This is a genomic window from Porphyromonas gulae DSM 15663 (assembly GCF_000378065.1).
Lineage (GTDB): Bacteria > Bacteroidota > Bacteroidia > Bacteroidales > Porphyromonadaceae > Porphyromonas > Porphyromonas gulae.
This window is the reverse complement of sequence record NZ_KB899179.1, coordinates 1-23,654: the sequence shown is the minus strand read 5'-3', so window position 1 is coordinate 23,654 and position 23,654 is coordinate 1. Positions and strand designations below refer to the sequence as shown.

Genomic DNA, 23,654 nt, shown 5'->3' with positions numbered 1-23,654 from the left:
TAGTTGCTCCAACTCTTCTTTTTCATTGAGGGTCAGCTCACTCTGGGGGGATTGGGACGCTTTCATTGGGACCGGATGAACTTTATCTTCGAGTCCAAATTTACTAAGCCAAGAGCGAATGAGACCATGACTTAGCCCATATTTCTGCTCAATGGCTGCTTTGCTCTCTGCTCCCGAGAGGTAATCCTCTAGGATGGCAAGGCGTTCAAAGTTGCTTAAATGTTTGCCCATAATGGATACTGGTTGCATCCCGCCCACTGTCAACTTTTTTCAGTACACGTCACCACTTTCTTCTGATTTGCCGTTCGTCTTTTATCGTATTTGGAGAAAATTCATATCCTTTCGATCTCATCGGAAAAGCAAAACGGGAAAAACCGAAAAAAAGAATTACTTCGATCGATCGCATTTTCATGCCCTGATGGACAAAAACAACTTGCATGAAGAAAGTATCCTTTTGCGACATTTTGTTTGCCGTAGAGCGGACAAGCAGGAATAAGTCTCGGAGTGCTATCCTTTTGATGTTGAAATGCGATTCGCGAAGAGGCTTTTGCCGCATTCTTTTCTCTCCCTGACAGGCATGAAATCCAAATATTTTGGGACGGAATGTCTTGTGAATGAAAAAAATATCAGAACTTTGCGGCCGTTGCGATTGGTCTTTATCACCTGAAAATTATTTGATAGGGCTTGTCGCATTCTGGTAAAATCCACCTTATCAAACTCAGTATGCTATGACGGAAAAAACTACCGTAAAAACGCTGAAAGATGTTGTAGTCCGATTCTGCGGCGACTCCGGAGATGGGATGCAGCTGACCGGAACGATATTCTCCGACCTTTCGGCGGTGTTTGGCAACACCATTTCCACTTTCCCAGACTATCCGGCAGAAATTCGTGCTCCACAAGGGACATTGGGAGGAGTGTCCGGATTCCAAGTGCACATCGGGACCGATCAGGTACGTACTCCCGGCGATTTGGCTGACGTTCTCGTAGCCATGAACCCTGCCGCTCTCAAAGTCAATCGGACACACGTAAGACGGGACTCTATTATTATCATCGACATCGACTCTTTCAAGGCATCTGATTTAGAGAAAGCAGAAATCGCCTCTGAAGACTTCATGACCGAGCTGGGGCTTACGACACAAGAGCTCTTCACCGTACCCATTTCATCCATGGTGAAGAAGTCTACCGCAGAATTCGGTCTCGATGCGAAAGCAGCCCTCCGCTGCAAGAATATGTTTGCACTCGGTCTCGTATGTTGGTTGTTCGACCGTCCTACACAGCATGCCAAAGACTATCTGAATAGAAAATTCGGCAAGAAAGAAGCTATCCTCAATGCCAATATCAAGGCTCTTGCAGATGGTTTCAACTATGGACATAATACCCATGCTACGGCTACGATCTATCGAATCGAAGGTCGCAAACAAACACCCGGGGTATATATGGATATCAGCGGAAACAAAGCCACAGCTTATGGTCTGGTTGCCGCTGCCGAACATGCCAATCTCAACCTCTTCCTCGGCAGTTACCCCATCACTCCGGCTACAGACATCCTGCACGAGCTGGCCAAATTGAAATCTTTGGGTGTAAAAACGGTTCAGGCCGAAGACGAAATCGCCGGTATCTGTACGGCTATCGGTGCATCCTTTGCCGGCAATCTGGCAGTAACCAACACTTCCGGCCCCGGTTTGGCTCTGAAGAGCGAAGCCCTCGGTCTGGCAGTAATGGCCGAGCTTCCTCTCGTATTGGTGGACGTTCAGCGTGGTGGCCCTTCGACCGGTTTGCCGACCAAGAGCGAACAGACCGACTTGTTGCAAGCCTTGTTCGGACGTAATGGAGAAAGCCCCATCCCTGTCATAGCTGCCACTACACCGTCAGACTGCTTCGACGCTGCTTTCTGGGCATGTAAGATAGCTTTGGAGCATATGACGCCGGTTATCCTGCTGACGGATGCTTTCATCGCTAACGGCTCCTCTGCATGGAGAATCCCCGATCCCCAATCATATCCCGATATCCATCCTCCCTATGTGGATCAGTATAAGGGCGAAGCCAAGTGGAGACCCTACTTCAGAAATGAAGAGACGCACGTCCGCTATTGGGCTATCCCCGGACAGGAAGGCTTCCAGCACCGCCTGGGCGGTCTGGAGAAAGACTATGTGACCGGTGCCATTAGCACCAATCCGGATAATCACGCCAAGATGGTCGCTACACGTGAAGCTAAGGTTCAAGCTATTGCCCAGGATATTCCTGACTTGGAAGTACACGGCGATAAGGACGATGCCGAGCTGTTAATCATCGGTTGGGGCGGTACCTATGGCCACCTCTATGAGACAATGGAGCGTATGCGCAAAGCCGGCAAGAAGGTGGCTTTGGCTCACTTCCGCTTTATCAATCCGCTTCCCAAGAATACGGCAGAAGTACTGCAACGCTATCCGAAGGCAGTGGTTGCCGAGCAGAATTTGGGACAGTTTGCTCTCTATCTGCGAGGCGAAGTCCCCGGATTCCACCCGCTGCAGTTCAACCGTGTGACCGGCCAGCCGCTTGTTATGAGTGAGATGGTAGAAGTATTCACGCAAATGATGGAGGAGAAATGATTATGTCAGAAACGACTAAGTGCCCCATGTACGAGGCAAAAGACTATAAGAGCGATCAGTATGTGCGTTGGTGCCCGGGTTGCGGTGACCACGCTGTGGTAGTAACCCTCCAGAAGGCAATGGCCGAAATAGGGATTCCTCCCCATCAGACGGCTGTAATATCCGGTATCGGATGTTCTTCGCGTTTGCCATACTATATGAACACCTATGGCTTCCACACCATTCACGGTCGTGGTGCAGCCATCGCTACCGGTGTGAAGACGGCCAATCCGGAGCTTTCCGTATGGCTCGCATCCGGAGACGGTGACAGCTTGGCTATCGGTGGTAACCACTTCATCCATGCCGTGCGCAGGAATATCGACATCAATGCGGTTCTTTTCAATAACCGTATCTATGGTCTGACCAAGGGACAATACTCTCCTACCTCAGCTCGCGGATTCGTATCCAAGAGTTCACCCTACGGTACGGTAGAAGATCCGTTCATCCCTGCAGAACTGATCCTCGGTGCTCGCGGCAATTTCTTCGCCCGTGCCATCGATGTGGACATGAAGACCCTGCAGGACTGCTTCGTAGCCTCAGCTCGTCATAGAGGTTTTGCCGCCACGGAAGTATTGGTAAACTGCGTGATCTTCAATGACGGTACGCATAAGAACCGCTCACACAAAGACCTGCGTGCCGATCGCACCATCACGTTGCGTCACGGTGAGAAGATGATCTTCGGAGCGAACCGTGATAAGGGAATCGTTCTGGAAGGACTGAAACTTCGTGCCGTTACGATAGGCGAAGACGGTTACACCCTTGATGACGTACTCGTACACGACAAGCATGAGCAAGATGTAACTCTGCATCACCTCCTCGCTATGATGGGCTACACAGACGAGAGTATGCCTATTGCTCTCGGAGTCATCCGCGACGTGGAAGCTCCCTGCTACGACAGGGCAGTGGAAGCTCAGATCGAAGAGATCCGGCAGAAGAATCCCACACGTAAGCTCCACGAACTCCTTCTTAAAGGAGACGTTTGGGAGATCAAATAAAGCGGTTTAGACGATTAGTACCCAAACGGGTAGGATTCGACAGAAGCCTTTCGGGGAGGATGTCGTTTCCTACCCGTTTCCCTTTCATGGAACGGGTGTAGACCGGTTATTCGACAGGGGTCGGAGATTGATCGAGTATAAAAGCATGGAGCCATACCGAAAGATTGCGGCATGACTCCATGTCAGTCAGATTATTTGTATCTGAAATACTTCCGATACGAGAAGGGGAGGATCAGTCTTTGGCTGCCATACAGTCCTCGGAGGTTTCGAGATTTCGAATGCGCCAATCCTGCGGATATAGATTGTTGGCACGAGTACCGAGATTCTTCAGAAAGCCGAGCGGACGTCTGCGGAATGTGGCGAGGACGAAGCCGAGCGGCAGATCAGGCATAGTGGTCACAGACTGACGGGCCAAGTAGGTGAGAGCTTCATCCCGCGAAAACTCCATATCGAAGAATGAGTGGTCGTCCATTTCCGTGGACAAAGCCAAGGCCGGAGCCGGCACGAGATCTTTCCCCTTTTGCATTCCTACCGTAATTCCAGCCGTATGCAATCTGATGCCATTTGCCTTGAGGCATTCGACTATTTCGAGCACATTGGGAGTAAGAGCGTGCACATACTCGTCTCCCATCCACTGCCATTCGTATTTTTCGGGAGCATGTACGAAGCATTTGATGCCATGAGGGATATGCTTTTCCACATTTTTCTTTCCCTTGCTCTTGGGGTGCTTATGCCTTACGGGTTCTCCCTCCGGTTTGCGAACGAGGCAGAAGAAAAAGCCTTCACCCACAACTTTGTGAGGGAAGAAACGGTATGCCGGTGCCTCTCCTTTGAGTTGAGGAGCGATCTGCCATTCGGAGGGAACGTCCAAAGCCACAGGCTCCGCTCCGAAAGTATCGATGAGGAAAGCCAGATTGTCTTCGTTCTCAAGCGTATTGAAGGTACAGGTGCTGTATGCCAAGAGACCTCCCGGCTGCAACATTTCCCACGCAGCAGAGAGGATACGCTGCTGACGGCGAGCACAAAGCTCCACATTTTGCAGGCTCCATTCGGATCGAGCAGCCTCATCCTTACGGAACATGCCTTCTCCCGAGCAGGGAGCATCGACCAGAATGAAGTCGAAAGTCTCTCCCACGGATTTCAACTTGTCGGGATCCGCTTCGGTGACAATACCGGCCGGATAGCCCCACTTGATCATATTCTCAGCCAGAATATTGGCGCGATGGTGAATCACTTCGTTACTGACCAATACGCTGCCCTCCGGCAATATATTGGTCAGGAGTGTACTCTTTCCACCCGGGGAAGCGCAGAGATCCAAAGCCCTGACAGGTGACTCGCCGAGCAGAGGTTCCAACTGCCACAAAAACATGGAAGAGGCTTCCTGTACATAGTAGCCTCCGGCATGGAAGACCGGATCATTGGTGAAAGAAGGTCTCTCAGCCAGATACGTGCCGAGGGGACACCAAGGCACAGGCTTATTGGTGGGCAGATCCATGACAGTGGTACCGATGCCCAGTTTATTAGGATTGCGACGTACGCTTACAGGTGCAGGACTGTCGAGTGCTGCAAAAAATGCTTCGGCTTCGCTCCCTAACAGTGGGCGCATAGCAGAGACAAAATCTTGAGGTAGTGGTGTCATCTATTATTTATAGAGTAAGAAGATGGTTGGAATTTTATGTAGTGCAGGTTTCCCTTTCTTCCATTCCGAGAGGGTACGAGTACGAATCAGTTCGTCGGGACAGGAAATATGGGAGGCAATGCATAGTTTGGTCGTCGGTCGGCAGTGGCGAATCAGTTCGTCCACCAGTTTGTCGTTTCGGTAAGGCGTTTCGATGAAGATCTGTGTCTCGTGATATTTGTAGATTCGCGTCTCCATCTCTTTGAAAGCAGCCAAACGCTCATTTTCTCCGATGGGCAGGTAGCCTTTGAAAGCGAAGCTCTGACCATTGAAGCCGGAAGCCATCAGTCCCATCAGGATCGAACTCGGCCCCACAAGTGGCTCCACTCTCAATCCCTTGCGCTGTGCGATGGCTACCACATCTGCGCCTGGATCTGCTATCGCGGGACAACCCGCTTCCGATATGACGCCCATGCTCTCGCCGGCAGCCATAGGGCGAAGATAAGAGCTGACCTCCTCCGGGGAAGTATGCTTGTTGAGTTCGTAGAAGGTGAGCGAATCTATGTCGATAGACCGGTCTGCCGTTTTCAGGAAACGGCGAGCCGAACGGATATTTTCGACGATGAAATGGCGTAGACTACGGACAATAGTCCTGTTGTATTCGGGCAGAACGCGAGTGTGATCCGTTTCGCCCAGCGGCACGGGGATAAGATATAGAACGGGGTTGTTTTCCATCATGATCGGGGACGGGGTACGAGGTTGATCTTTTCTATTCGTGATGATTCTTGAGCTGCTCGGCAAGCAGTACCGTCTGCCTCAGGTAAGGCATTTCGCTCCGGAGATAAGGACCGAAAGTCAGACCCGAAAGCTGCTCTTCGATCTGATCCACCGGCCACCATTTGCCTACTCGCGGATCCTTGTCGCACAAGATCATATTCGGTTCGGACATATGAGCCAAATAGAGATAGACGAGCCGGTCTTTTCCGTTTTCATTGTGGATATATCGCAGCAGAAAGTGCGGTCTCAGACGATTCACACCGCAGAATCGTTCGTCTATAAGACTTTGTGCCAATTCCTTATGATGCTTATCCGTGGTCAGCCACGAGAAGAAAGGAGTATCATAGCAGTCGCCCGTACAAAGATCGCATTTGCAGTAATGGCTCAAATAGATCATCCCGTCGGAAATGGCTATCAAACGTACTACGGGAAGTAAGCCGGCAGCAGGATCAGCCAGTGCCTCTGTCTCGGATCGGGCTATACGGCCGATGGATTCGCCCTGCGTATCGGTGATCGGTATCCATTCCTCGCGGCGCATCTCCCTGCGCACCCATTCGAGACGAATCACCTCATATACATAGAGCAGGAAGAGCGAAACACCGGGCAGATACAGCAAGACATGTGCAATCCTCTCCCCCCTGAAGTAGAGCAAAAGTCCCATCAGAAAAAGGAAAAAGAGCGATATGCGCAGGATGCTCCCCGTAATGCGTCCATACTCCAGCATGACCAGACGTTTGTGCGGACAGTCTGTATAGTTCGCCTCTTTAGGACCGCTTCCGCGAAGCAGTCTGACCGCGGCCGAAACCAGAAGTATGGCCGTCAGAATCGAGCCAATACCAATGAGCGGAGAAGCCTCCGGCAGCCATATGGTGGGCAACAAGAGAAGCAGTACAGCCAAAGAAGTCAATATGGCCGGCTGACGGTACTTGCTTTTTCGACGGAAAAAGAGCACCCCACCGATGATTACAAAGAGAGCAATGGCAGCCGTCCATGCCACCATCATCCCCGCACTCGGCAGTAACAGGAGCAACAAGACGACCGGCAGAAATCCGCCCATCGGATTAGACCCTAAGAAGGGTGCTATATCCGGATACTTCTTTGTAGTCAAAATTAGGATTCGATTTTTTCGTTTATGAGTATAACAGCCACAGCCCCGTTTAGTTGTGATCCAAGTAGCTACAGCCACAAAATCGACAGTCGGGCAGCGACACTCCATGCAACGGCTACAGGGAAACAGTACAAGAGAAATCACGATCCTTTGCCCTGACGTATAGTGAAAAAAGGGACACATGTTGTTTTGCTGTCTTATGACATAAACGCCCCGGATCGAATTCAATCTGCAAACAAAACAGCAGACGATCTTTTTTTCTCCATACGTCAATCAGAGTCGTTAGCGGAGAAAGATGAAGCAGATTTACGAACCACTTTTATGGAAAAAATCGAACCGCTTTTGTAAAAAAATGGCACCAAAAGTTTTTCGCTCCCGCGCGAGAATTTTTCAGTTTACGCGCGGAAACGAAAATGTTCCCGCGCCACGTTTTTCGGCACCATATCTTCTTGTTTTCTCAGCGTGTGACGTGTACCCGATTATCCTTTTGGTCACAATCATAACGGTCGGTATAGATCAGGTGTAAAATGTATATAGATAAAGGGATGCACCAAATTATTTGCGAATTTTGAATACCAATAAGCCATTTACCGATCTAAGCCTCGGTCACCTAAAAAAGATAAACAATGAGAGCAATCTATACGAGAACGATACTTGCGTCTGCCCTATGCTTGCTAATCACATGTAAATCAAAACGTAGCGCATGGACCTCTCAGTATCGCGGATGCGGATGGAAGTAATCAGCAGGTTTTGTCTGAAGATGTCATCATAACAGACTCATTCGCACCCAAGTGGATGGGTAATAAACTGTTGTATATAGACACGGACAACGATGCTGACGTCGAGAAAGATTCGGATTGCCCGACCTCGTTATACTCTACCGATCCGGACAATGGCAACACCCAAGAACGTATCTTCGCCGGGAATACAAGGGATTCTCAATCGCCACGAACTCGTGTGTAAAGATAGACCGGAAGTACAGCTACAATTCCTGCAATAAACGGCGAGGCGGACTATATCGAATTAACCCTGCATATACGAGGCAAGGAAACTACGATGGCGCTCGACAATCAGGATGCCGGATTAGGTGTATTTATCTATGACAATACAGCTGGAGACACCAATATAAGAAATGCTCCTAAAAGGAAGGGAAAAACTAAGCAAAAAATCCTCTCATTCGAGGGGTCAAACAGAATAAAAAGAGGCACGACTCTCCCGAGCGGTGCCTCCTTCAAAAACATGAGATCAGATAATTACTTCGTTTCTATATGAATGATCCTCAGTAATTCGTTTTCATTGGCTCGAAGTAAGCCTGCGGATGAGCGCAAGCGGGACATAACTTCGGTGCTTTCTTGGAAGTAATGACATAACCGCAATTGCGACATTGCCATGCGATTTCTTCCGTTCGCTCGAAGACGGATCCGTCTTCCACATGAGCCAAAAGAGCCAGATAGCGACGTTCATGCTCGGCTTCCACCTTGGCTATCTGACGAAATACGGCTGCAATCTCCTTAAATCCCTCTTCTTCGGCAGTCTCAGCAAAAGCCGGATAGAGTTCTGTCCACTCTTCATTTTCACCGGCAGCTGCCGCGCGCAAGTTTTCGGCTGTGGAACCGATTATTCCTGCAGGAAAAGAAGCCGTTATCTCAAGCATGCCGCCTTCCAAGAAAGAGAAAAACCTTTTGGCATGCTCTTTTTCCTGCTCAGCGGTTTCCATGAAAACTCCGGCTATCTGTTCGTAACCCTCTTTCTTGGCAACACTTGCGAAGAAAGTATAGCGAGACCGAGCTTGCGATTCGCCGGCAAATGCCATGAGCAAATGCTTTTCTGTCTTTGTCCCTTTGATACTTTTGTTCATAGTTGTTTTCTTTTTATTGACATGATGAGCGTCCAACTCACACCACAAAAATAGGTACTAACAGGCAATAAAACAAGAAAAACAGGAATAAATATACCTACACTTAGGTATCTAAATTCTTTTATCCTGAGTAGAGCCATGGAAACACGCAATAAAACAACAAAGGAGAAGTAAAAAGATCCGGCCGATCTTGATATAGTCCGGTGCCTGATTTTTCACAGAGTAAGCGGAAAAAAAAGACTTCGAACGAATCTTTTATACACGTACAAAAAAAGAGTGTGCCTAATCGCACTATGGCGATCAGGCACACTCTCTAAAAATATCTCTTGGACTTGTATGTAATTACTGGATACCGAGTTTCGCTTTTACCTTTGCGGTCAAGTCAATAGCTGTGACGCCGGTGTAAAGCATCATGCCAGCCTCCATGATATAAGCACAATTTTCTTCGTCACCAACCTTCTTGATGGCATCGGCCACCTTTTGTTGGATAGGAGCAAAAAGCTGTTGCTGACGCTTTTGCAAATCCTCCTGCATCGTTTGGTACGACTGCTGATAACGAGTTTGAATATCCTGAAGTTCCTGCTGACGACGATTGCGGATATTCTCCACAAGACCATCTTTCTCCTTTACGAAGTCCTCCATCTTCTTGTTCAACTCATCCTCCATACTCTTAAGATCAAGGCGATACTTTTCAGCCAATTCATTCAGCTGTTTTGTAGCGGTTACTTGTTCGGGCATTTTGGAAATGATGTCCTCAGTGTTTACCACTGCCACCTTTTGCGCCAAGAGGCTCAAAGGAAGAGCCATCAGAAGCATGAGAAAAAATTTCTTCATTTCGTGTTGTTTATTTATTCGTTAGTAATATTCTTTACTTGCTAAAGCCCATCTTGCTCAAAACAAGATCACTAATATCGATAGATGGGCTGGCAAAGATGATGCCCGAAGTACCTCTGTCAAGTACCATCTGGTAGTTGTTACGCTTGGCAATCTCTTTGATAGCATTCCAAATCTCGTCCTGAATGGGCTTCATCAGATCAGAGCGTTTCTTATACAGTTCGCCCTCCGGCCCGAAATACTTCCGTTTGAGTTCGGATGCTTGCTGCTCTTTCTTTACGATGGCTTCTTCCTGACTTTTCTTTTGGGCTGCAGACAAGAATACGAGATCGCTCTGATACTTCTTATACATAGACTGGGCTTCATTCTCCAGAGCTTCGATTTCATTTTGCCATTTCTTGGAAACCTGATCGAGCTGCTCGTTCATCATCTCATAGTCAGGAATATTCTTGAGGATATATTCCATATCTACCAAAGCAAACTTTTGGGAGAAACCGGAGAAAGCTATCGCCAGTGCAAAGCCGATCAAAATCAAAAACCGTTTCATATCGCCATTCATGTTTATTTGTTAGTAACTATTTTATTAGACATGCCTCTCAAACGGAGTTTAACCGATCAGAACTCCTGACCGAGTACAAAATGGACATTGCTTCCTCCTCGCTGGAGAGAATTGTCAGGACGGTCGAATCCATACCCCCAATCTATACCAAGCATTCCGACCATGGGCAATGTAACGCGCAGACCAACACCAGCGGATCGTTTCAGGTTGAAGGGGTTATAATTGTCAATAGTGCGCCAGGCGTTCCCTGCTTCGGCAAACGCCAAGAGCCAAGCATTGAATGAGTTTTCAAATAGAATCGGGAAGCGCAATTCCATTGTGAGACGCATATACGCGTATGCATAGTCATAGTTATTACCGGCAATAGATCCGTTTTTATAACCACGCAATCCAATCGTCTCGTTCATATAACCACCGTAGTAGCTGGACATACCATCGCCCCCCATGTAGAAAGTACCGAAAGGCGACTTCTTATTGGAATTGTACGAACCAAGTACAGCCCCTTCCACACGACTCATGAGCACGGGCGTATATTTATGCGTAGCAGGATTGAGCAATGGAGTAAAGACTCGTCCTCTAAACTTCCACTTGTGATACTCGATAAATCTGTAACGATCGCTTACGCTCAGGTTCTGGCTGGCATAGTCATGATTGTCCCACAAAGAATAAGGGAGGGTGGCAGCTACAGAAACCATGAAGTCGGATCCGCTACGGGTATAAATCGGGTTATCGATGGAAGTACGGGAGAGACGCAACTCCAAATTGAGATCATTGGCTGAGCCATGATGGAAATTCTGGAAGGTATTGTAGCTCCAATTGCGTAGTCGATAGTAGGTATAGTTCAGAGAAGTGTAAATCTGGAACCAATTGTCAGGCCATGTCAAACGCTTACCATAACCAATCGAAGTACCCAGCATCTGAAGCGAGCGATCCGGATCACTGGCCTGTGTATAGAGATCACCGGCGTAACCGGACATTCCATTGTAATAACTATTATAGTTGTTGTAGTAGCTATTATAATAGGCATTGTAATAATTGCCGGCATTGCTATTATAGAATTTGGAGTCAATAGCCGTGGTCTTCGAATAGAAAGCACTGAAGCTGAACATATCCGGCCGCTTACCACCGAACCAAGGATCCATAAATGTGACACTATACTGCTGGTAATACTTACCATTGGTTTGTGCACTCAGCGACAGCGTCTGTCCATCTCCCTGCGGAATAATACCTTTCTTATACATTGAGGGATGGAGCAGATTCGCGACAGAGAAGTTCGTGAACTTAATGGCTCCTCGGAACAGGAGTCCGGACTGGCTCCAACCTACAGAAAGTTCCAGCTGATCGCTGCTGCGCGGCACCAAATCATACTCTATATCCACCGTACCTGTCTCCGGATTGGGGATCGGACGAGGAATAGATTTTTCAGCATCGAAATGCCCGAGCTGATTGATCAGACGAATAGAGTTAATGATATCCTCCCGACTAAAGAGCTGGCCCGGCTTTGTGTAAAGTTCTCGGCGTACGACATCTTCGTAAACAACGGTATTCCCTTTGATGATCACCTTATTGATATTGGCCTGCTTACCCTCGGCTATACGGATATCGAGCGAAACGGAATCCCCAACCACGTTAGTCTCTACTGGATCGACCCAGGCAAAAATGTAACCATTGTTATAATACAGGTTTCCGACAGCATCTTCATCTTCATTAAGACGCTTCGCCAATCGTCTTTGATTGTACACATCTCCGGATTTTATTCCGAGCACACGCTCCAAGTACTCCGATGGATATTGCGAATTGCCGACAAAATTGATATCCTTAATGTAATACTTCTGTCCCTCATCGATATTGAGATAAATATCCACTCTCTTGCCGTCGGGAGCCTTCACGACACTGTCGGTCAGTATTTCAGCATCACGATATCCATATTCCTGATACTTCTCTATCAGTCGGACCAAATCTTCACGATAGTTCTCTTCCACAAACTTATGAGTACTGAAGAGCTTCAAGAAAGATGAGCGAATGTGCTTCCTGAGACTGAATTTGGCATTGGTGTTCTTCATAGCCATTCGCAGCTTATGATCGCTAAGAGCCTTGTTGCCAGAAAAATAAATTTCATTCACCTTGGTTTTGCTTTTCTTCTCAATTGAGATAAGCACATTGACAAAGCCATCTTTGGAAAGATCCGGTTCCTGAGTTATCTGTACGCTGGCATCGCGATAACCTTTCTCACTAAAATACTTCTGTACGATTTGCTTGACCTTGTCTTCATTATTTCTGGTCATCTGAATCCCTTCGCGAAGACCGGTTTTCATTTCGAGATCTTCTCTCTCGGACTTCTTTACCCCGCTAAAAGTAACCTTACTGATACGAGGACGTTCTGTGACAATGATTTTCAGATAGACCTTATTGCCGACATATTTATCCGCGATGATTCGCACATTTGAGAAGTAGCCCTGACGCATAATTCTATTCACGGCAGCAGACATGGCATCTCCGGGAATCAGGACTTCATCACCTACAGCCAAGCCGGAAAGATTGCGCAAGACAAAGTCATCGAAAGACCTCATCCCCTCGATCTCAATAGATGCTATGGTCTTATGAATAGGCTTGGCATAGGATATTTCAGGGCTATATATAGTATCCTGAGGGGTCAGATCCGAGGACTGTCCTTTCAGGATCCCTATACTTGCGCAGAAGAGAGCTGCTACGGCAATAATCTTTTTGTACATAGTCTTTCTCAAATGATTCAATATTTATTTTCTCCGAGAGCGATTTGCTCGCTGGTCTTGCCGAATCGACGCTCTCTCGAAGAGTATTCTTCTATGGCAGCCGCCATGCAGTCGGCGTCAAAGTCGGGCCAAAGCGTATCGGTGAAAAACAATTCCGTATAGGCCATTTGCCACATAAGAAAATTGCTGATGCGCTTCTCCCCCCCAGTACGAATGAACAGATCCGGATCGGGAATACCTGCCGTGGAGAGATGATCGGACACTAAATCGACATCTATCTTCTCCGGCTCTATACTTCCATCCCGTACATCCAAGGCCAATCGACGAATAGCATCGGTTATTTCCCAACGAGAACTGTAACTGAGAGCTAAGACCAAAGTCAAGCCGGTATTTCCGGCAGTCTCGCGAATACCTTTTTCCAACGATTCCCGGACATCTTCGGGGAGTCGGGAGAAATCACCTATAGCGAGAAGACGTATATTATTGGCCAGCAAATCCAGCATTTCATTCATAATGGCTGAAACAAAAAGACTCATTAAGGCTCTGACCTCTTCCTCTGGACGATTCCAATTTTCGGTACTGAAGGTATAGGCAGTCAAATAGTCCACACCCCAATTGACTGCTGCACGCAAAGCGACACGCAGGGCATTCACACCGGCCACATGTCCTTCGCATCGCTCTTTGCCACGCATCTTCGCCCAACGGCCGTTACCATCCATGACCAAAGCGATATGCCTCGGCACTATAACCGCTGACTGGAGCTTGTCTCCATCACCTACCATCTATCTCTTTTTTATCAAGATATTTCACCTAACGACCAATCCAAGAGAGGTCTATTTCCTTAGAATGTTTCGAGGCCCTATTGTTTATTACAAAAAGTCTTACGCAGGCCGAAGTCGTACGTAATCCTAAGCACTAAAGCCCCTGTAGCATCCTTGTTTTTGAGCCAGGAGTCATTGATTTTATACGGATCCTCGAGCCAAACACTTTTATCTGTCAGCGCATCCAGAGCATCGGTAAGCAAGCCCGTGAAAGAATACTCGATACCGACATTGATCCGCGGTTTAAGCTTATACTTCACCCCCATTCCGACAGTAATCCCGGGAGCAAAAGCCGAACCTTTGGCACCCGAAGCCAAACCCAAAGACAACCCGGCTGCTACATAAGGAGACAGCCGCGCTGTACCAAGATACTTATAGCCATCACTATAAGGGAGAAAGTTAAATTCGCTTCTAGCGTGGAGCTGAGTCAACCCAACATTAAAACCCGCTTGAGCAAAATCGGGGAAAACATTCCCGGACTTATCGGTATTGCCTCTCAATGTACGCCAATCCAACATGGCACTGAAAGCCCAACGAAAATTATAATTGTAGCGTCCGACCAACTCCAAACCAACTCCGGAAGAACCGAACAAGCCTCTGTTTGCATCACCGAAATACTGAGCAGCAGCAAGACCTCCTCCTATTTCATAGAGATAATCCTGAGCAGCTATCCGGCCGTTACACACAGCAAACAAAGCAATGGCGGCACAGATCCGTGCCGCATAGTTCTTACTAATTGTTTTCATTCAGTTTCAGGATACCCTTCCATATCGTGGAAAAGAATGTTCCTGAAGAGCTAACGCCTCCCAACTGATATATATTGTAAGCTCCATCATCAAATGCACAGACGAACGGCAATGGATAGCCAGCTGTGTAGAAAGGATCGGCCGGCAACATAATATCCGCGGCTCCACGTTTCCATGTGATGCCCTTATCAGTCGAATACGCCACAGCCACTCGCTTTATACCTTCGGCTTGTTCAGTAGCATAATAGTACAAGTTACCATCCGATGGAGTTTGTACCAAAGCCCCTTTTTCCATTGATGCGGGAATGGCTCCGATGGCCAAGTCAAGTCCAAACCAATCGTTTCCATTGCTCGTGATCCAAACGGAATCGGCAGGAACACCCGTACGCGTTACGCCGCCGACCAAGCGGAGCATTGGATGATTGTTTGCTTTATATAGTTGAGTACTGAAATTGCGAACAGGGAAAGTTTCGGGAGCTTGCTCCTGCCAAGAATGGACTCCATCGATATTGGTGGCAAAGAACAGAGAGCCATCTTTTTCAGCAAGTAATGCCAGTGTGTGACTCCCCTGTGGCCAAACCATGGCACCCAGCAGGGCAGTCACAGGAACTTCGGAGGGGAGCAAACTCCAGTTTGTGAAGTCATCGCTTTGATAAATCCCCGAATCTGTTAGAATCCAAGCGTGTCCATCTTCAGTCACAGCTATCTGCCGACACGCACCCGACAAGCCGGATGAAGACAGTAAAGACCAATGAACAGGGTTCTTCCTGTCAGATGAATATAACAATGTCTTATTACCTGTGGCTGCAACCATATAAACCTTATCAGCATGCGTTACAACATCGACAAAAGAGGCATTGATGTCCGGTAAAGCTACCCCATCAAGTATGTGCCAAACGAACGAAGTCGGTTGATAATCATAACGATTGAGGGTAACGGTATACTTTTTCGTTTTCTCCCCACTTTCATCGAAAACCATCAAATGCAAGGTATGACAATCGCGCAACCACAAAGAGTCCTTATTGTGCCAATCTTTATATTCCCCATCATTAACCGCTACTTGCAACTTTTTCGCAGAGAAATCAGTAACAAGATTCATCATTACAGAATCTAAAACCGTGCCATAAGGCATATATTTCTTATTAATAATTGTCCCTTTGGCATGATCGATAGAGAAAAATACTTTTTCTAAATCCGGATTCTTCTTAGCGGAAAGGTAGAATCGGTGGATTTGCAGATCAACCACATTCACGTCTTCGAGATCTAACTTGGACTCCTTACAAGAGACCAAAGCTATACCTGAGCAAAAGGAGATAAAAATCCAAAAGAGATATCGGATGAAATGTTTCTTGCACATACCTATAATAATTTTGTGTACAAAGATAAGATATCTGCCGACTTATGTAACAATTGCAGGCTATCGCATCCAGGGCAGGGCAACCGCATCAAAATAAGGATATCTTTGGGATTATGCATGTAACAGATTTTTCAAGGAGGTAAAAGATCCTCGTGTTGTAGGTCGCTGTAAGCATAAGTTAAGCGACATTTTAGTTATCGCCTTGGCGAGTTATCTGTGTGGTGGAGAGGATTATGAGTCAATGCACGAACTATGTTTGAAGCGTGTAGAATCCCTTCGTCCATTGGTTGAATTTCCTAACGGATGTCCCGGCGCAGATACATTTGAGCGTGTACTCCAACGTATTGAACCTTCTTCTTTTTACGCTTGTCTCAGTGTTTATAGAAAAGACTTGATTAGCGATTTAGAGGGTAAACATATCGCCATAGATGGCAAGTGTTTGCGTGGCTCCCAAAAGAAGACAGGGTGTACACATATACTCTCGGCATAGGTTGATGAAGTGAACTTATGTCTTGCTCAAGAGACAGTTGCAGACAAACACAATGAATTACAAACTATTCCCGAAGTGCCGGATAGTCTTGACTTAAGCGGATCAACTGTTAGTATTGATGCGAAGGGAACGCAAACAGCTATTGCTGAAGTGATTATTCAATCGGAGGCCGACTATATTCTTAGTCTCAAAGCTAATCAGAAGTATTTGTTTGAAGATGTCCAAGATGCGTTTTCAGGGAAATATAAGTTTCATTCTTGGGAAACCTTAGAGAAAGATCATGGGCGTATTGAAAAACGGTTTATACGATGCTAAACGCCAGAGGTTTTTGATGAGGGAGAATATTCACACTGGCAGGGCTTAAGAAGTTTGATCCAATTAGAGCATATCGTGAGCCGTTTAGATGGAGGCATTCATCAAGAAAAGCAATACTATATCGCAGTTTAGCCTCTGAAGAGTGCAAACAGATAGGACAATACATTTGTGGTCATTGGTGTATTGAAAATCGCTTACACTGGCATCTTGATGTGACTTTTAGGGAAGATGCACAGGGCTTAGAAGGACTACTCTGCAAGGAATCTTAACAAACTTAAGAAGGTTTGCCTTAGCCATTTTTTCACAGTATAAAGACAAGCTCTCCTTACGAAAGAGGTTATTCAAAGCTGCGCTAAACTTAGACTATCTCAAACAACTCCTAATGATTTGATGTAGTTGCCCTGTACAGAACAAAGAAAATATCGCGATGGACGCATACAATAATGATAAAACTATAGCCATTTGACATCGAAGATCAAGGAGAGACTACATTTTGCAAGATAGAGATACAAGTAACGATAGAAGAGAAAGAACACGTTGATAAAAAAGAGAGACTACCCTTCATAAGGTAGCCCCTCTTATATTAATCAGGATTGGCTGAATTAATTCGGCCAGTTTTTGATAATCTGCGGATTCACCTGACGATCCCTAACCGGGAACTCCCAAGTAAATGCATAATGACCGGCAGGCACCGGTTGCTTCAGCTTATCGGCCTTTGCAAGACCGATCTGCAAAAATACCGGCTGGTTTTCCATATCATCATGGTTATTGGGCAAATTCCAACGAATCATATCGTTCAGACGAGAGCCTTCTCCGATCAGCTCACGAGTACGCTCTGCCATTACCAAATCCATGATATCACCATCTTCCAGTTCACCACCACGCTTCTCGCAGAGGGTCTGCAACAAGTCCTTTGCTCCGGCTGCATCACCGATCTTAGCCAATGATTCTGCCATGATCAAATAAGCCTCTGCAACTGAGAAGAAACGACTGGTCACCTTAAAGTCGGGCACATTAGGATTAGACTGATAAGCGGGGTTACCCAGATACTTTCCAACCACATAACCTTGACCCACAGCGGCGCCAAGAACATAATAATCTTTCGTGATATAGTAAGACTTACGATAATCGGCATCATCGTACAGGTCAACAACCCACTGGAAAGGAGCTGAAATAGGACTGGAAACCACAAGCTGAGCACCTGAATGCCAGAAGAACCCACTCAGCGTCGTTTCTGCAAGAGTTCCAATAGTTCCAGAAGCAAAAGCACGGAACACAATTTCAGGGTTGTTAGCATCATCGCGGTACACCTCAGCAAATTTCTTTGCAGTCGTCACTTCAATGAGAGGATAATTGTCTACAACAATTTTTGCATCATTCTTAGCTGCCTCGTAATTACCCATTGCGAGATTAACACGTGCACGCAAAGCATGAGCATAATGCTTGGAAACTCTGATATTACCTTCACTGCTCTTGTTGGGCAAAACTTCAATTGCTCGGCCCAAGCGATCAAGGATATAATCATAGCACTCTTTCTGGGTGTTACGAGGCGCTGCAACCAAGGGGTTGTAATCTTTAACAAGCACAATACCCAAATCATACGGATGGGTAGTGGCTGCAGGATCATACTTATAGGCAAAACGCTCCATCAAACGAGAGAGGGCTAATGCCTGAAGAGTCATACCTTCTGCGTGAAAGATCTTTACATCTTTGAGCTCTTTATCAAGATAAAGGTTCATCTCAATAGAACGCTCTATTCTGGTCACAAAGTAATTAGCGCGTTGCAACAAACTATAATAAGCGAGATAGTATGAGGCAATCTCACCGGATGATTCCAAAGCACCCAAACTCCATGTGATAAAACGAGAACTTGTATTGCCATCATTAGTTGTCACAGCATACATATCTGATTGCAGATCCTGCCATACGAAACGAGAGGGGTTTTCTGCACTTCGAAGCGTAGAGTAGAGTCCATCTCTAAAATGCTTGGTTTCTATGAAAGAAGCGAAATGGTCTTTCTGATCATCACTTCCATCCGGGTCACGCTGCAGATCGCATGAAAAAAGCCCCAACAGCAGGAAAGCAGACAGCGCTGCATAAAATATTTTTTTCATAATTATTTACTGTTATTCGTTAGTACTCGATGTTTAGAAAGAAATCTGAATACCACCAACAAACTGCTTTGTATTCGGGAACTGATTCAAAGCCACATTGCCTCCGGCCTCAGGGTCGAAACCTTTGTACTTGGTAACTGTCAGGAGGTTACGAGCCATCAAATAAACACGCGCGCCTGAAACTACCCCCTGGCTATTGAATAAGGATTGAGGAAGGACATAAGTCAATTTCAGATTCTTGAGACGCAAGAAAGAGGCATTCTCCAGCAAACGGCTATCGAACTGATTGTCTTGACCCAGTCTTGGAACGTCTGAGTTAGGATTCTGCGGAGTCCATGCATCCAAAAGGATTTTATCCTTATTGTTTCTCATTGCAGCGCCAGAACCGTTTTCAGTGAAGTAGCGGTCATTGTTGATCATCCACTTACCAATGATATAAGCAAAATCAGCATCCAATGAAAGTCCTTTCCATGAAGCACCCAAAGAGAAACCACCGGTAATAGGAGGATGTTGAGCTTTATCTACCGCTTGCTCCAAATCCGTAGAATAGACATTCGTTGTAGCAGGTGTACCATCCGCCCAAGTCTTGCCGGGAACATACCACAACTGATCACCACCATGATAAACATTGCCATCCGGGTCGGTATAAGGCTCCGTACCCTTGTAAATACCTGCATACTCAGCTATATAGAATGAACTAGGCTTGCCAATCTGCCAAACGAGTCCCATATTAGGAAGAACGTATTCTTCCAAACCGAAGAAGAGCTTCGTAATCTTCTGTTTGTTGTAGTTGAAGTTCGCAGCAGCATAAACATTCCAATCTTTATTTTGGAAGATAGTTCCTCTCAAGTTAACATCAATACCGGTATTTTGCATTGAGCCGACATTCTGGAACTGACTTGCAAATCCACTTATATACTGAAGAGGAACATTGATCAACATATCATCCGTTTTACGGACGTAGAAATCGACCTCTGCAGACAAACGGTTGTTCCAGAAACCGGAGGCCACACCTACATTTAGCTGAGATTGTTTTTCCCAAGAAAGATCGGGATTACCAATTGTTGTGATGCTGAGCCCCAAAGCTGTATCGGTATAGTTATTGTTAGAAACGAGTGCCTGGTGATTGTAATTTCCGATTTCTGAGTTTCCGGTAGTACCATAGCTCAATTTGAAACGAAGGTCGCTTAACCAATCGCTTTCCTTGATGAACTTATTGTAGATGTCGAACATGGAACCGAAAGAATAGAACCAAGCACTACGATTGTTCTCACCAAAGCGAGAAGATTGGTCATTTCGCAACGAAATATCCAAATACATCCACTTATCAAAGCCATAGCTACCTCTACCGAAGAAAGACAAATAAGCATATTCTTCTTTTCGCTGAGTAGGAAGCTGAAGGAAATTACCAGTCTTTCCTTGCGACAAAAGCATTACCTTGCTGTTCTCGAAGCCATTTGCTCTTGCACTAAAAACATCTACATCTGCATCAATAAATTCTTGGCCTAAAAGGATGGTTACATCATGCAGCTCTTCAAAATTGGTTTTATATTCACCTGTATTTGTGACTGTAAACAACCGTCCGCCATAGAACTGCTCTGTTCTGTTACCCAGAGGATTAGCAGAAAAAATATTATTCGGAAGTGTCTTTGATGTAGCACGGATGTCCGTAAAGTCCAAACCTGCTTGCGACTTAATTGTAAGCCCTTTAATCGGGTTGAACTGCAAGTATCCACCCACATTTGCTTGATAAGTATAATCTTCTTCGGGGTACCATTTTGCAATTCGCAATGGACTTTGGCGAGGTGTCGTTCCTATGATATAGTATACATCGGCAATCTCCCCATCACTCGTTAAAGGATTTAGATACTTAGGCATAGATAATGCACCGAAAGTTCCCGTATTATAGTAATTGGTACCAGAGAACGTTGATGCCTGTTTTTCAGCGATTGCACCTGAGAGATTCAGACCTATTTTAAGCCATTCCTTAATACGGCTTTCCAAGTTCATACGGCCGCTATAGCGCTTGAAAGAAGAAGGCTCACGGGAAATACCTTCCTGATTGAAATAACCCAAAGAAACAAAATAAGAGGTACCCTGACTACCTCCGGTGAAAGAAATATCACCTTGGTGCGTCGGAGCAGTAGGTCGAATGAAATACTCAAGCCAGTCGGTATCATTATCAAAATCAATTGGCTTTAAATATCCGGATTTCACAAGAGGAGCAAGCTCCGGGTAGTTGGCATACATGTTTTCTGCATTCTTGATCAAAGTAGCTTTGACTGCTTCGATCGTTGCATACTCCGGCTTAGTAGTATCCCAAAAGCCATTATCAAACTGATACTGAAGGTGTTCATCACCAGTCATCATTCGGCTCATAGGTTTCTTTCCAATAATAGTAGAAATCCCGTAACTGTAATTGAATGTAATACGGCCGGCTTCACCCATTTTACCTCTCTTGGTAGTGATAATCACGACACCATTGGCAGCACGTGCACCGTAAATAGAAGTTGCAGAAGCATCCTTCAAGACTGTTACGTTGTCAAAATCATTCGGGTTCATCGTAGCCACCACTGACAGATCCGTCTGCATACCATCAACGATATAAAGCGGAGAAGAACTTGCGCCCAAAGATCCGGTACCGTGAATGGTTACGTTGGCCACCTTCGTGGGGTCTCCCGAAGAGGTCATAACCTGCATACCGGCTACTTGACCCTGAAGGGCGTCCATAATGTTAGACACAGGCTTTTCCGCGAGCTTTTCGCTGGATACTTTCGCAACAGAACCGGAAACGGTGCTGAGCTTCTGCCCCGTACCATAACCTAATACAACTACCTGCTCCAGGACCTTAGAGTCCGGATCCAAAACGATCTTCATTACGTTAGCAATGGCAACCTCTTTGGTAGTCATACCGGAGTAGGACACTCTCAGCATCTTGGCATTGGCGGGCACGCTGAGCGTGAAGTTACCATCCAAGTCGGTCGCAGCACCGATAGTGGTGTTTCCGACAACCACGACATTCGCGCCGATCAGGGGTTCATTATCTTCGGAGGAGATAACCGTACCCTTCACGGTTCTATTCTGGGCCATAGCCCACCCAATGCTCGTCAGCAAGCAAAGGAAGAATAGCGTCATTCTTTTCATAGACTTTTCTTTTGCGTTAAACTTAAAATTATTACTGTTATGTTGTTTCCTTATCTTTCCGGCTTTGCCCTTAACCAAGGAAAGTGTCAGAAAGCCCCCACCGGCCACAGGCACGGGTATACGAAACTTCCACAACTACCCTATGATACGGACAGCGACAAAACTAAATAAAAAAATGCAACCAGACTAATCCTCTTCTCTTTTTTTTGATCTAATAATCCGGAAGGGCTGTCCATTTGACACGCAAACCTTACAAAAGACGCACTTTTGGCCATCTTACATGCTTATTACCGAAACCCTGAGACAAAACAGAAGCTCCAAGGAGGTACAAACACCTTCGTAATAGCAGATAAAACAGAGCGATTTCTTATATATAAACAGCAGCAGATTATCAAGAGAGCATTGATAATTTCCACATCCTGTTCAGACATTTTGGAGGACAAGTTATAAACAATAATTCCTCTCGCCGGATTCCTGATAAAGCATGCCCCCCCTAAAGATAAAGATCGCTTTACGCGCGAAAAATTGCTTGACCGACACGCCGAAAAACATGGCGCGAGAAAATTTTCGCTTTGGTGCGGGAAAGAAAAAATTTACGCGCCACAACGAAAAAAATCTCGCTCCACATTTCCGGAAAATACAGACCGCAAGCGGAGAATTTCCGGGACGTGTTTTTCATGGTCACTTGAGATCGAACTCACGAAAAAGCAGGAAGGAGTTACAAATCGTTCAATTTGCAGCTCCTTCCTTATTATAAGCTGAGATCAAGCTAAGACAGTTCTTTCAAAAGGAAACTGTTTTAGCATTCCTCCTATGATGCTCGATCTGTTCAGCTCATCAGTTAACGATTAGCTTCCTTACGTCAGTAGCTGTAGTAGGACTATGAAGACTGACAACATACGCTCCATCAGTCAGAGCTTCTGTCATCGACTTGCCTCCGGCCTTTACATCCCCGCGGAACAATAGCTTACCGTCAGTGGTGTAAATTTGCACTGTGTAGTCATGGGCACTGTTGTTGCTAACAACAATCCGCTTTCCAACCGTACCAACCACAACAGACATTTCCTCCGAATCAACGCCGGCCTCATCAAACGAGAGTCGGAATCGTGCACCCGAATCCCCTCGTTTGGCCTCGAATGAATACGAAGTGGTATTCGTTATACGGTGCTTGGATTCGGTCTGAAGATCGTGCAGATATACAGCCCCTTTCGAAAAATGATCAGAAAGGGCAAACTCCAATGTGTATTGACCATCCTTATCTGCATCGAAGCCGATCTGCAGATTATCCAACTCAGGAACAGCCGCAACCTGGAATTTATCATTGCCGATATCCGACAGCGCATAAAGCTGTGAAAGTCCCTTCTCCGGCAGCTTGCGACCATCCCAGCCGTTGTCGAAACCGAAAGAAAGACCCGGCTCCGTAAAGATCCACAAACGGTCGGCAGACTCGTTGCCAAGAACATCCATCACAAGAGAAGGCATACCGGACGAACCCGTATCGTTAGAACGCCATACGATCTGAGCCCCATTGCCGTTGTTCACCGTCGTATTCTTCATCA

At 46.3% G+C, this 23,654-nt stretch carries 17 protein-coding genes and 3 pseudogenes; 5 read left to right on the top strand and 15 right to left on the bottom strand.

What is annotated here, in order from left to right; genetic code table 11:
- A pseudogene (locus tag F452_RS0109350) lies at positions 1–249 on the bottom strand (IS3-like element ISPg5 family transposase); the annotation flags it as partial.
- A 479-nt stretch (positions 250–728) separates the two neighbouring features.
- Between F452_RS0109350 and F452_RS0109340 the strand changes: the two are divergent.
- Positions 729–2,588: a 2-oxoacid:acceptor oxidoreductase subunit alpha gene (locus F452_RS0109340; protein WP_018965938.1), complete on the top strand. Its 1,860-nt coding sequence runs from the start codon at positions 729–731 to the stop codon at positions 2,586–2,588.
- Between the two features lie 26 nt (positions 2,589–2,614).
- Positions 2,615–3,622: a 2-oxoacid:ferredoxin oxidoreductase subunit beta gene (locus F452_RS0109335; protein ID WP_026292356.1), complete on the top strand. Its 1,008-nt coding sequence runs from the start codon at positions 2,615–2,617 to the stop codon at positions 3,620–3,622.
- 232 nt (positions 3,623–3,854) lie between these two features.
- Here the strand turns inward: F452_RS0109335 and F452_RS0109330 are convergent, their stop codons facing one another.
- From F452_RS0109330 to F452_RS0109320, 3 genes are read right to left on the bottom strand one after another with little or no spacing between them, the layout of a single operon-like run.
- The gene (locus F452_RS0109330; protein ID WP_026292355.1) at positions 3,855–5,261 is read right to left on the bottom strand and encodes a methyltransferase RsmF C-terminal domain-like protein; all 1,407 of its coding nucleotides are present in this window, start codon (positions 5,259–5,261) and stop codon (positions 3,855–3,857) included.
- A gap of 3 nt (positions 5,262–5,264) precedes the next feature.
- The gene (locus F452_RS0109325; protein ID WP_018965935.1) at positions 5,265–5,978 is read right to left on the bottom strand and encodes an SAM-dependent methyltransferase; all 714 of its coding nucleotides are present in this window, start codon (positions 5,976–5,978) and stop codon (positions 5,265–5,267) included.
- A gap of 31 nt (positions 5,979–6,009) precedes the next feature.
- Complete coding sequence (locus F452_RS0109320) at positions 6,010–7,125, bottom strand: hypothetical protein (RefSeq protein ID WP_026292354.1); 1,116 nt, start codon at positions 7,123–7,125, stop codon at positions 6,010–6,012.
- A gap of 383 nt (positions 7,126–7,508) precedes the next feature.
- Between F452_RS0109320 and F452_RS13470 the strand changes: the two are divergent.
- A pseudogene (locus F452_RS13470) lies at positions 7,509–7,628 on the top strand (DUF1661 domain-containing protein); the annotation flags it as partial.
- Between the two features lie 776 nt (positions 7,629–8,404).
- Here the strand turns inward: F452_RS13470 and rbr are convergent.
- The 7 genes from rbr to F452_RS0109275 all read right to left on the bottom strand — a co-directional run bounded on the left by rbr (position 8,405) and on the right by F452_RS0109275 (position 16,032).
- On the bottom strand, positions 8,405–8,983 hold the full coding sequence (rbr, locus tag F452_RS0109305) for a rubrerythrin (RefSeq protein WP_026292353.1): 579 nt from the start codon (positions 8,981–8,983) through the stop codon (positions 8,405–8,407).
- A gap of 342 nt (positions 8,984–9,325) precedes the next feature.
- Positions 9,326–9,817 (bottom strand): outer membrane protein OmpH-2, encoded by a 492-nt coding sequence (gene ompH2 / locus F452_RS0109300; protein WP_018965930.1) that lies wholly within the window; start codon positions 9,815–9,817, stop codon positions 9,326–9,328.
- Between the two features lie 34 nt (positions 9,818–9,851).
- A complete protein-coding gene (gene ompH1 / locus F452_RS0109295) occupies positions 9,852–10,364 on the bottom strand; it encodes an outer membrane protein OmpH-1 (RefSeq protein ID WP_026292352.1) in 513 nt (170 codons plus the stop codon).
- A 68-nt stretch (positions 10,365–10,432) separates the two neighbouring features.
- Complete coding sequence (gene bamA / locus F452_RS0109290; protein ID WP_018965928.1) at positions 10,433–13,108, bottom strand: outer membrane protein assembly factor BamA; 2,676 nt, start codon at positions 13,106–13,108, stop codon at positions 10,433–10,435.
- A gap of 17 nt (positions 13,109–13,125) precedes the next feature.
- Entirely contained in the window at positions 13,126–13,890 is a 765-nt protein-coding gene (locus tag F452_RS0109285; RefSeq protein ID WP_026292351.1) for an isoprenyl transferase, read from the bottom strand.
- A 77-nt stretch (positions 13,891–13,967) separates the two neighbouring features.
- Positions 13,968–14,675: a type IX secretion system protein PorG gene (porG, locus tag F452_RS0109280; protein WP_018965926.1), complete on the bottom strand. Its 708-nt coding sequence runs from the start codon at positions 14,673–14,675 to the stop codon at positions 13,968–13,970.
- Positions 14,662–16,032 (bottom strand): DUF6242 domain-containing protein, encoded by a 1,371-nt coding sequence (locus F452_RS0109275; protein ID WP_018965925.1) that lies wholly within the window; start codon positions 16,030–16,032, stop codon positions 14,662–14,664. Before F452_RS0109275 ends, porG begins: the two co-directional genes overlap by 14 nt.
- A gap of 127 nt (positions 16,033–16,159) precedes the next feature.
- Here F452_RS0109275 and F452_RS10925 point away from each other — a divergent pair.
- A pseudogene (locus F452_RS10925) lies at positions 16,160–17,228 on the top strand (ISAs1 family transposase); the annotation flags it as partial.
- 211 nt (positions 17,229–17,439) lie between these two features.
- Here F452_RS10925 and ragB read toward each other — a convergent pair.
- The 3 genes from ragB to F452_RS13465 all read right to left on the bottom strand — a co-directional run bounded on the left by ragB (position 17,440) and on the right by F452_RS13465 (position 22,723).
- Complete coding sequence (gene ragB / locus F452_RS0109265; RefSeq protein WP_018965923.1) at positions 17,440–18,951, bottom strand: nutrient uptake outer membrane protein RagB; 1,512 nt, start codon at positions 18,949–18,951, stop codon at positions 17,440–17,442.
- A 33-nt stretch (positions 18,952–18,984) separates the two neighbouring features.
- Positions 18,985–22,095, bottom strand: coding sequence for a TonB-linked outer membrane protein RagA (gene ragA / locus F452_RS0109260; RefSeq protein ID WP_033317191.1), 3,111 nt, complete (start codon positions 22,093–22,095; stop codon positions 18,985–18,987).
- Positions 22,096–22,606: 511 nt separating this feature from the next.
- Positions 22,607–22,723, bottom strand: coding sequence for a DUF1661 domain-containing protein (locus F452_RS13465; protein WP_235290045.1), 117 nt, complete (start codon positions 22,721–22,723; stop codon positions 22,607–22,609).
- Here F452_RS13465 and F452_RS13460 point away from each other — a divergent pair.
- The gene (locus tag F452_RS13460) at positions 22,671–22,784 is read left to right on the top strand and encodes a DUF1661 domain-containing protein (protein ID WP_235290046.1); all 114 of its coding nucleotides are present in this window, start codon (positions 22,671–22,673) and stop codon (positions 22,782–22,784) included. The genes F452_RS13465 and F452_RS13460 overlap by 53 nt on opposite strands.
- Positions 22,785–22,932: 148 nt before the next feature.
- On the opposite strand, the gene F452_RS10920 is transcribed toward F452_RS13460, so the two are convergent.
- The coding region (locus F452_RS10920) for a T9SS type A sorting domain-containing protein (RefSeq protein WP_033317161.1) at positions 22,933–23,654 on the bottom strand (722 nt) is incomplete at its 5' end.

Excerpts from the sequence above, each read along its gene's own strand:
- F452_RS0109340 (WP_018965938.1), top strand. The coding sequence starts at position 729 with ATGACGGAAAAAACTACCGTAAAAACGCTGAAAGATGTTGTAGTCCGA.
- F452_RS0109335 (WP_026292356.1), top strand. The coding sequence starts at position 2,615 with ATGTACGAGGCAAAAGACTATAAGAGCGATCAGTATGTGCGTTGGTGC.
- F452_RS0109330 (WP_026292355.1), bottom strand. The coding sequence starts at position 5,261 with ATGACACCACTACCTCAAGATTTTGTCTCTGCTATGCGCCCACTGTTA.
- F452_RS0109325 (WP_018965935.1), bottom strand. The coding sequence starts at position 5,978 with ATGATGGAAAACAACCCCGTTCTATATCTTATCCCCGTGCCGCTGGGC.
- rbr (WP_026292353.1), bottom strand. The coding sequence starts at position 8,983 with ATGAACAAAAGTATCAAAGGGACAAAGACAGAAAAGCATTTGCTCATG.
- ompH2 (WP_018965930.1), bottom strand. The coding sequence starts at position 9,817 with ATGAAGAAATTTTTTCTCATGCTTCTGATGGCTCTTCCTTTGAGCCTC.
- ompH1 (WP_026292352.1), bottom strand. The coding sequence starts at position 10,364 with ATGAAACGGTTTTTGATTTTGATCGGCTTTGCACTGGCGATAGCTTTC.
- bamA (WP_018965928.1), bottom strand. The coding sequence starts at position 13,108 with ATGTACAAAAAGATTATTGCCGTAGCAGCTCTCTTCTGCGCAAGTATA.
- F452_RS0109285 (WP_026292351.1), bottom strand. The coding sequence starts at position 13,890 with ATGGTAGGTGATGGAGACAAGCTCCAGTCAGCGGTTATAGTGCCGAGG.
- porG (WP_018965926.1), bottom strand. The coding sequence starts at position 14,675 with ATGAAAACAATTAGTAAGAACTATGCGGCACGGATCTGTGCCGCCATT.
- F452_RS0109275 (WP_018965925.1), bottom strand. The coding sequence starts at position 16,032 with ATGTGCAAGAAACATTTCATCCGATATCTCTTTTGGATTTTTATCTCC.
- ragB (WP_018965923.1), bottom strand. The coding sequence starts at position 18,951 with ATGAAAAAAATATTTTATGCAGCGCTGTCTGCTTTCCTGCTGTTGGGG.
- ragA (WP_033317191.1), bottom strand. The coding sequence starts at position 22,095 with ATGAAAAGAATGACGCTATTCTTCCTTTGCTTGCTGACGAGCATTGGG.
- F452_RS13465 (WP_235290045.1), bottom strand. The coding sequence starts at position 22,723 with ATGTGGAGCGAGATTTTTTTCGTTGTGGCGCGTAAATTTTTTCTTTCC.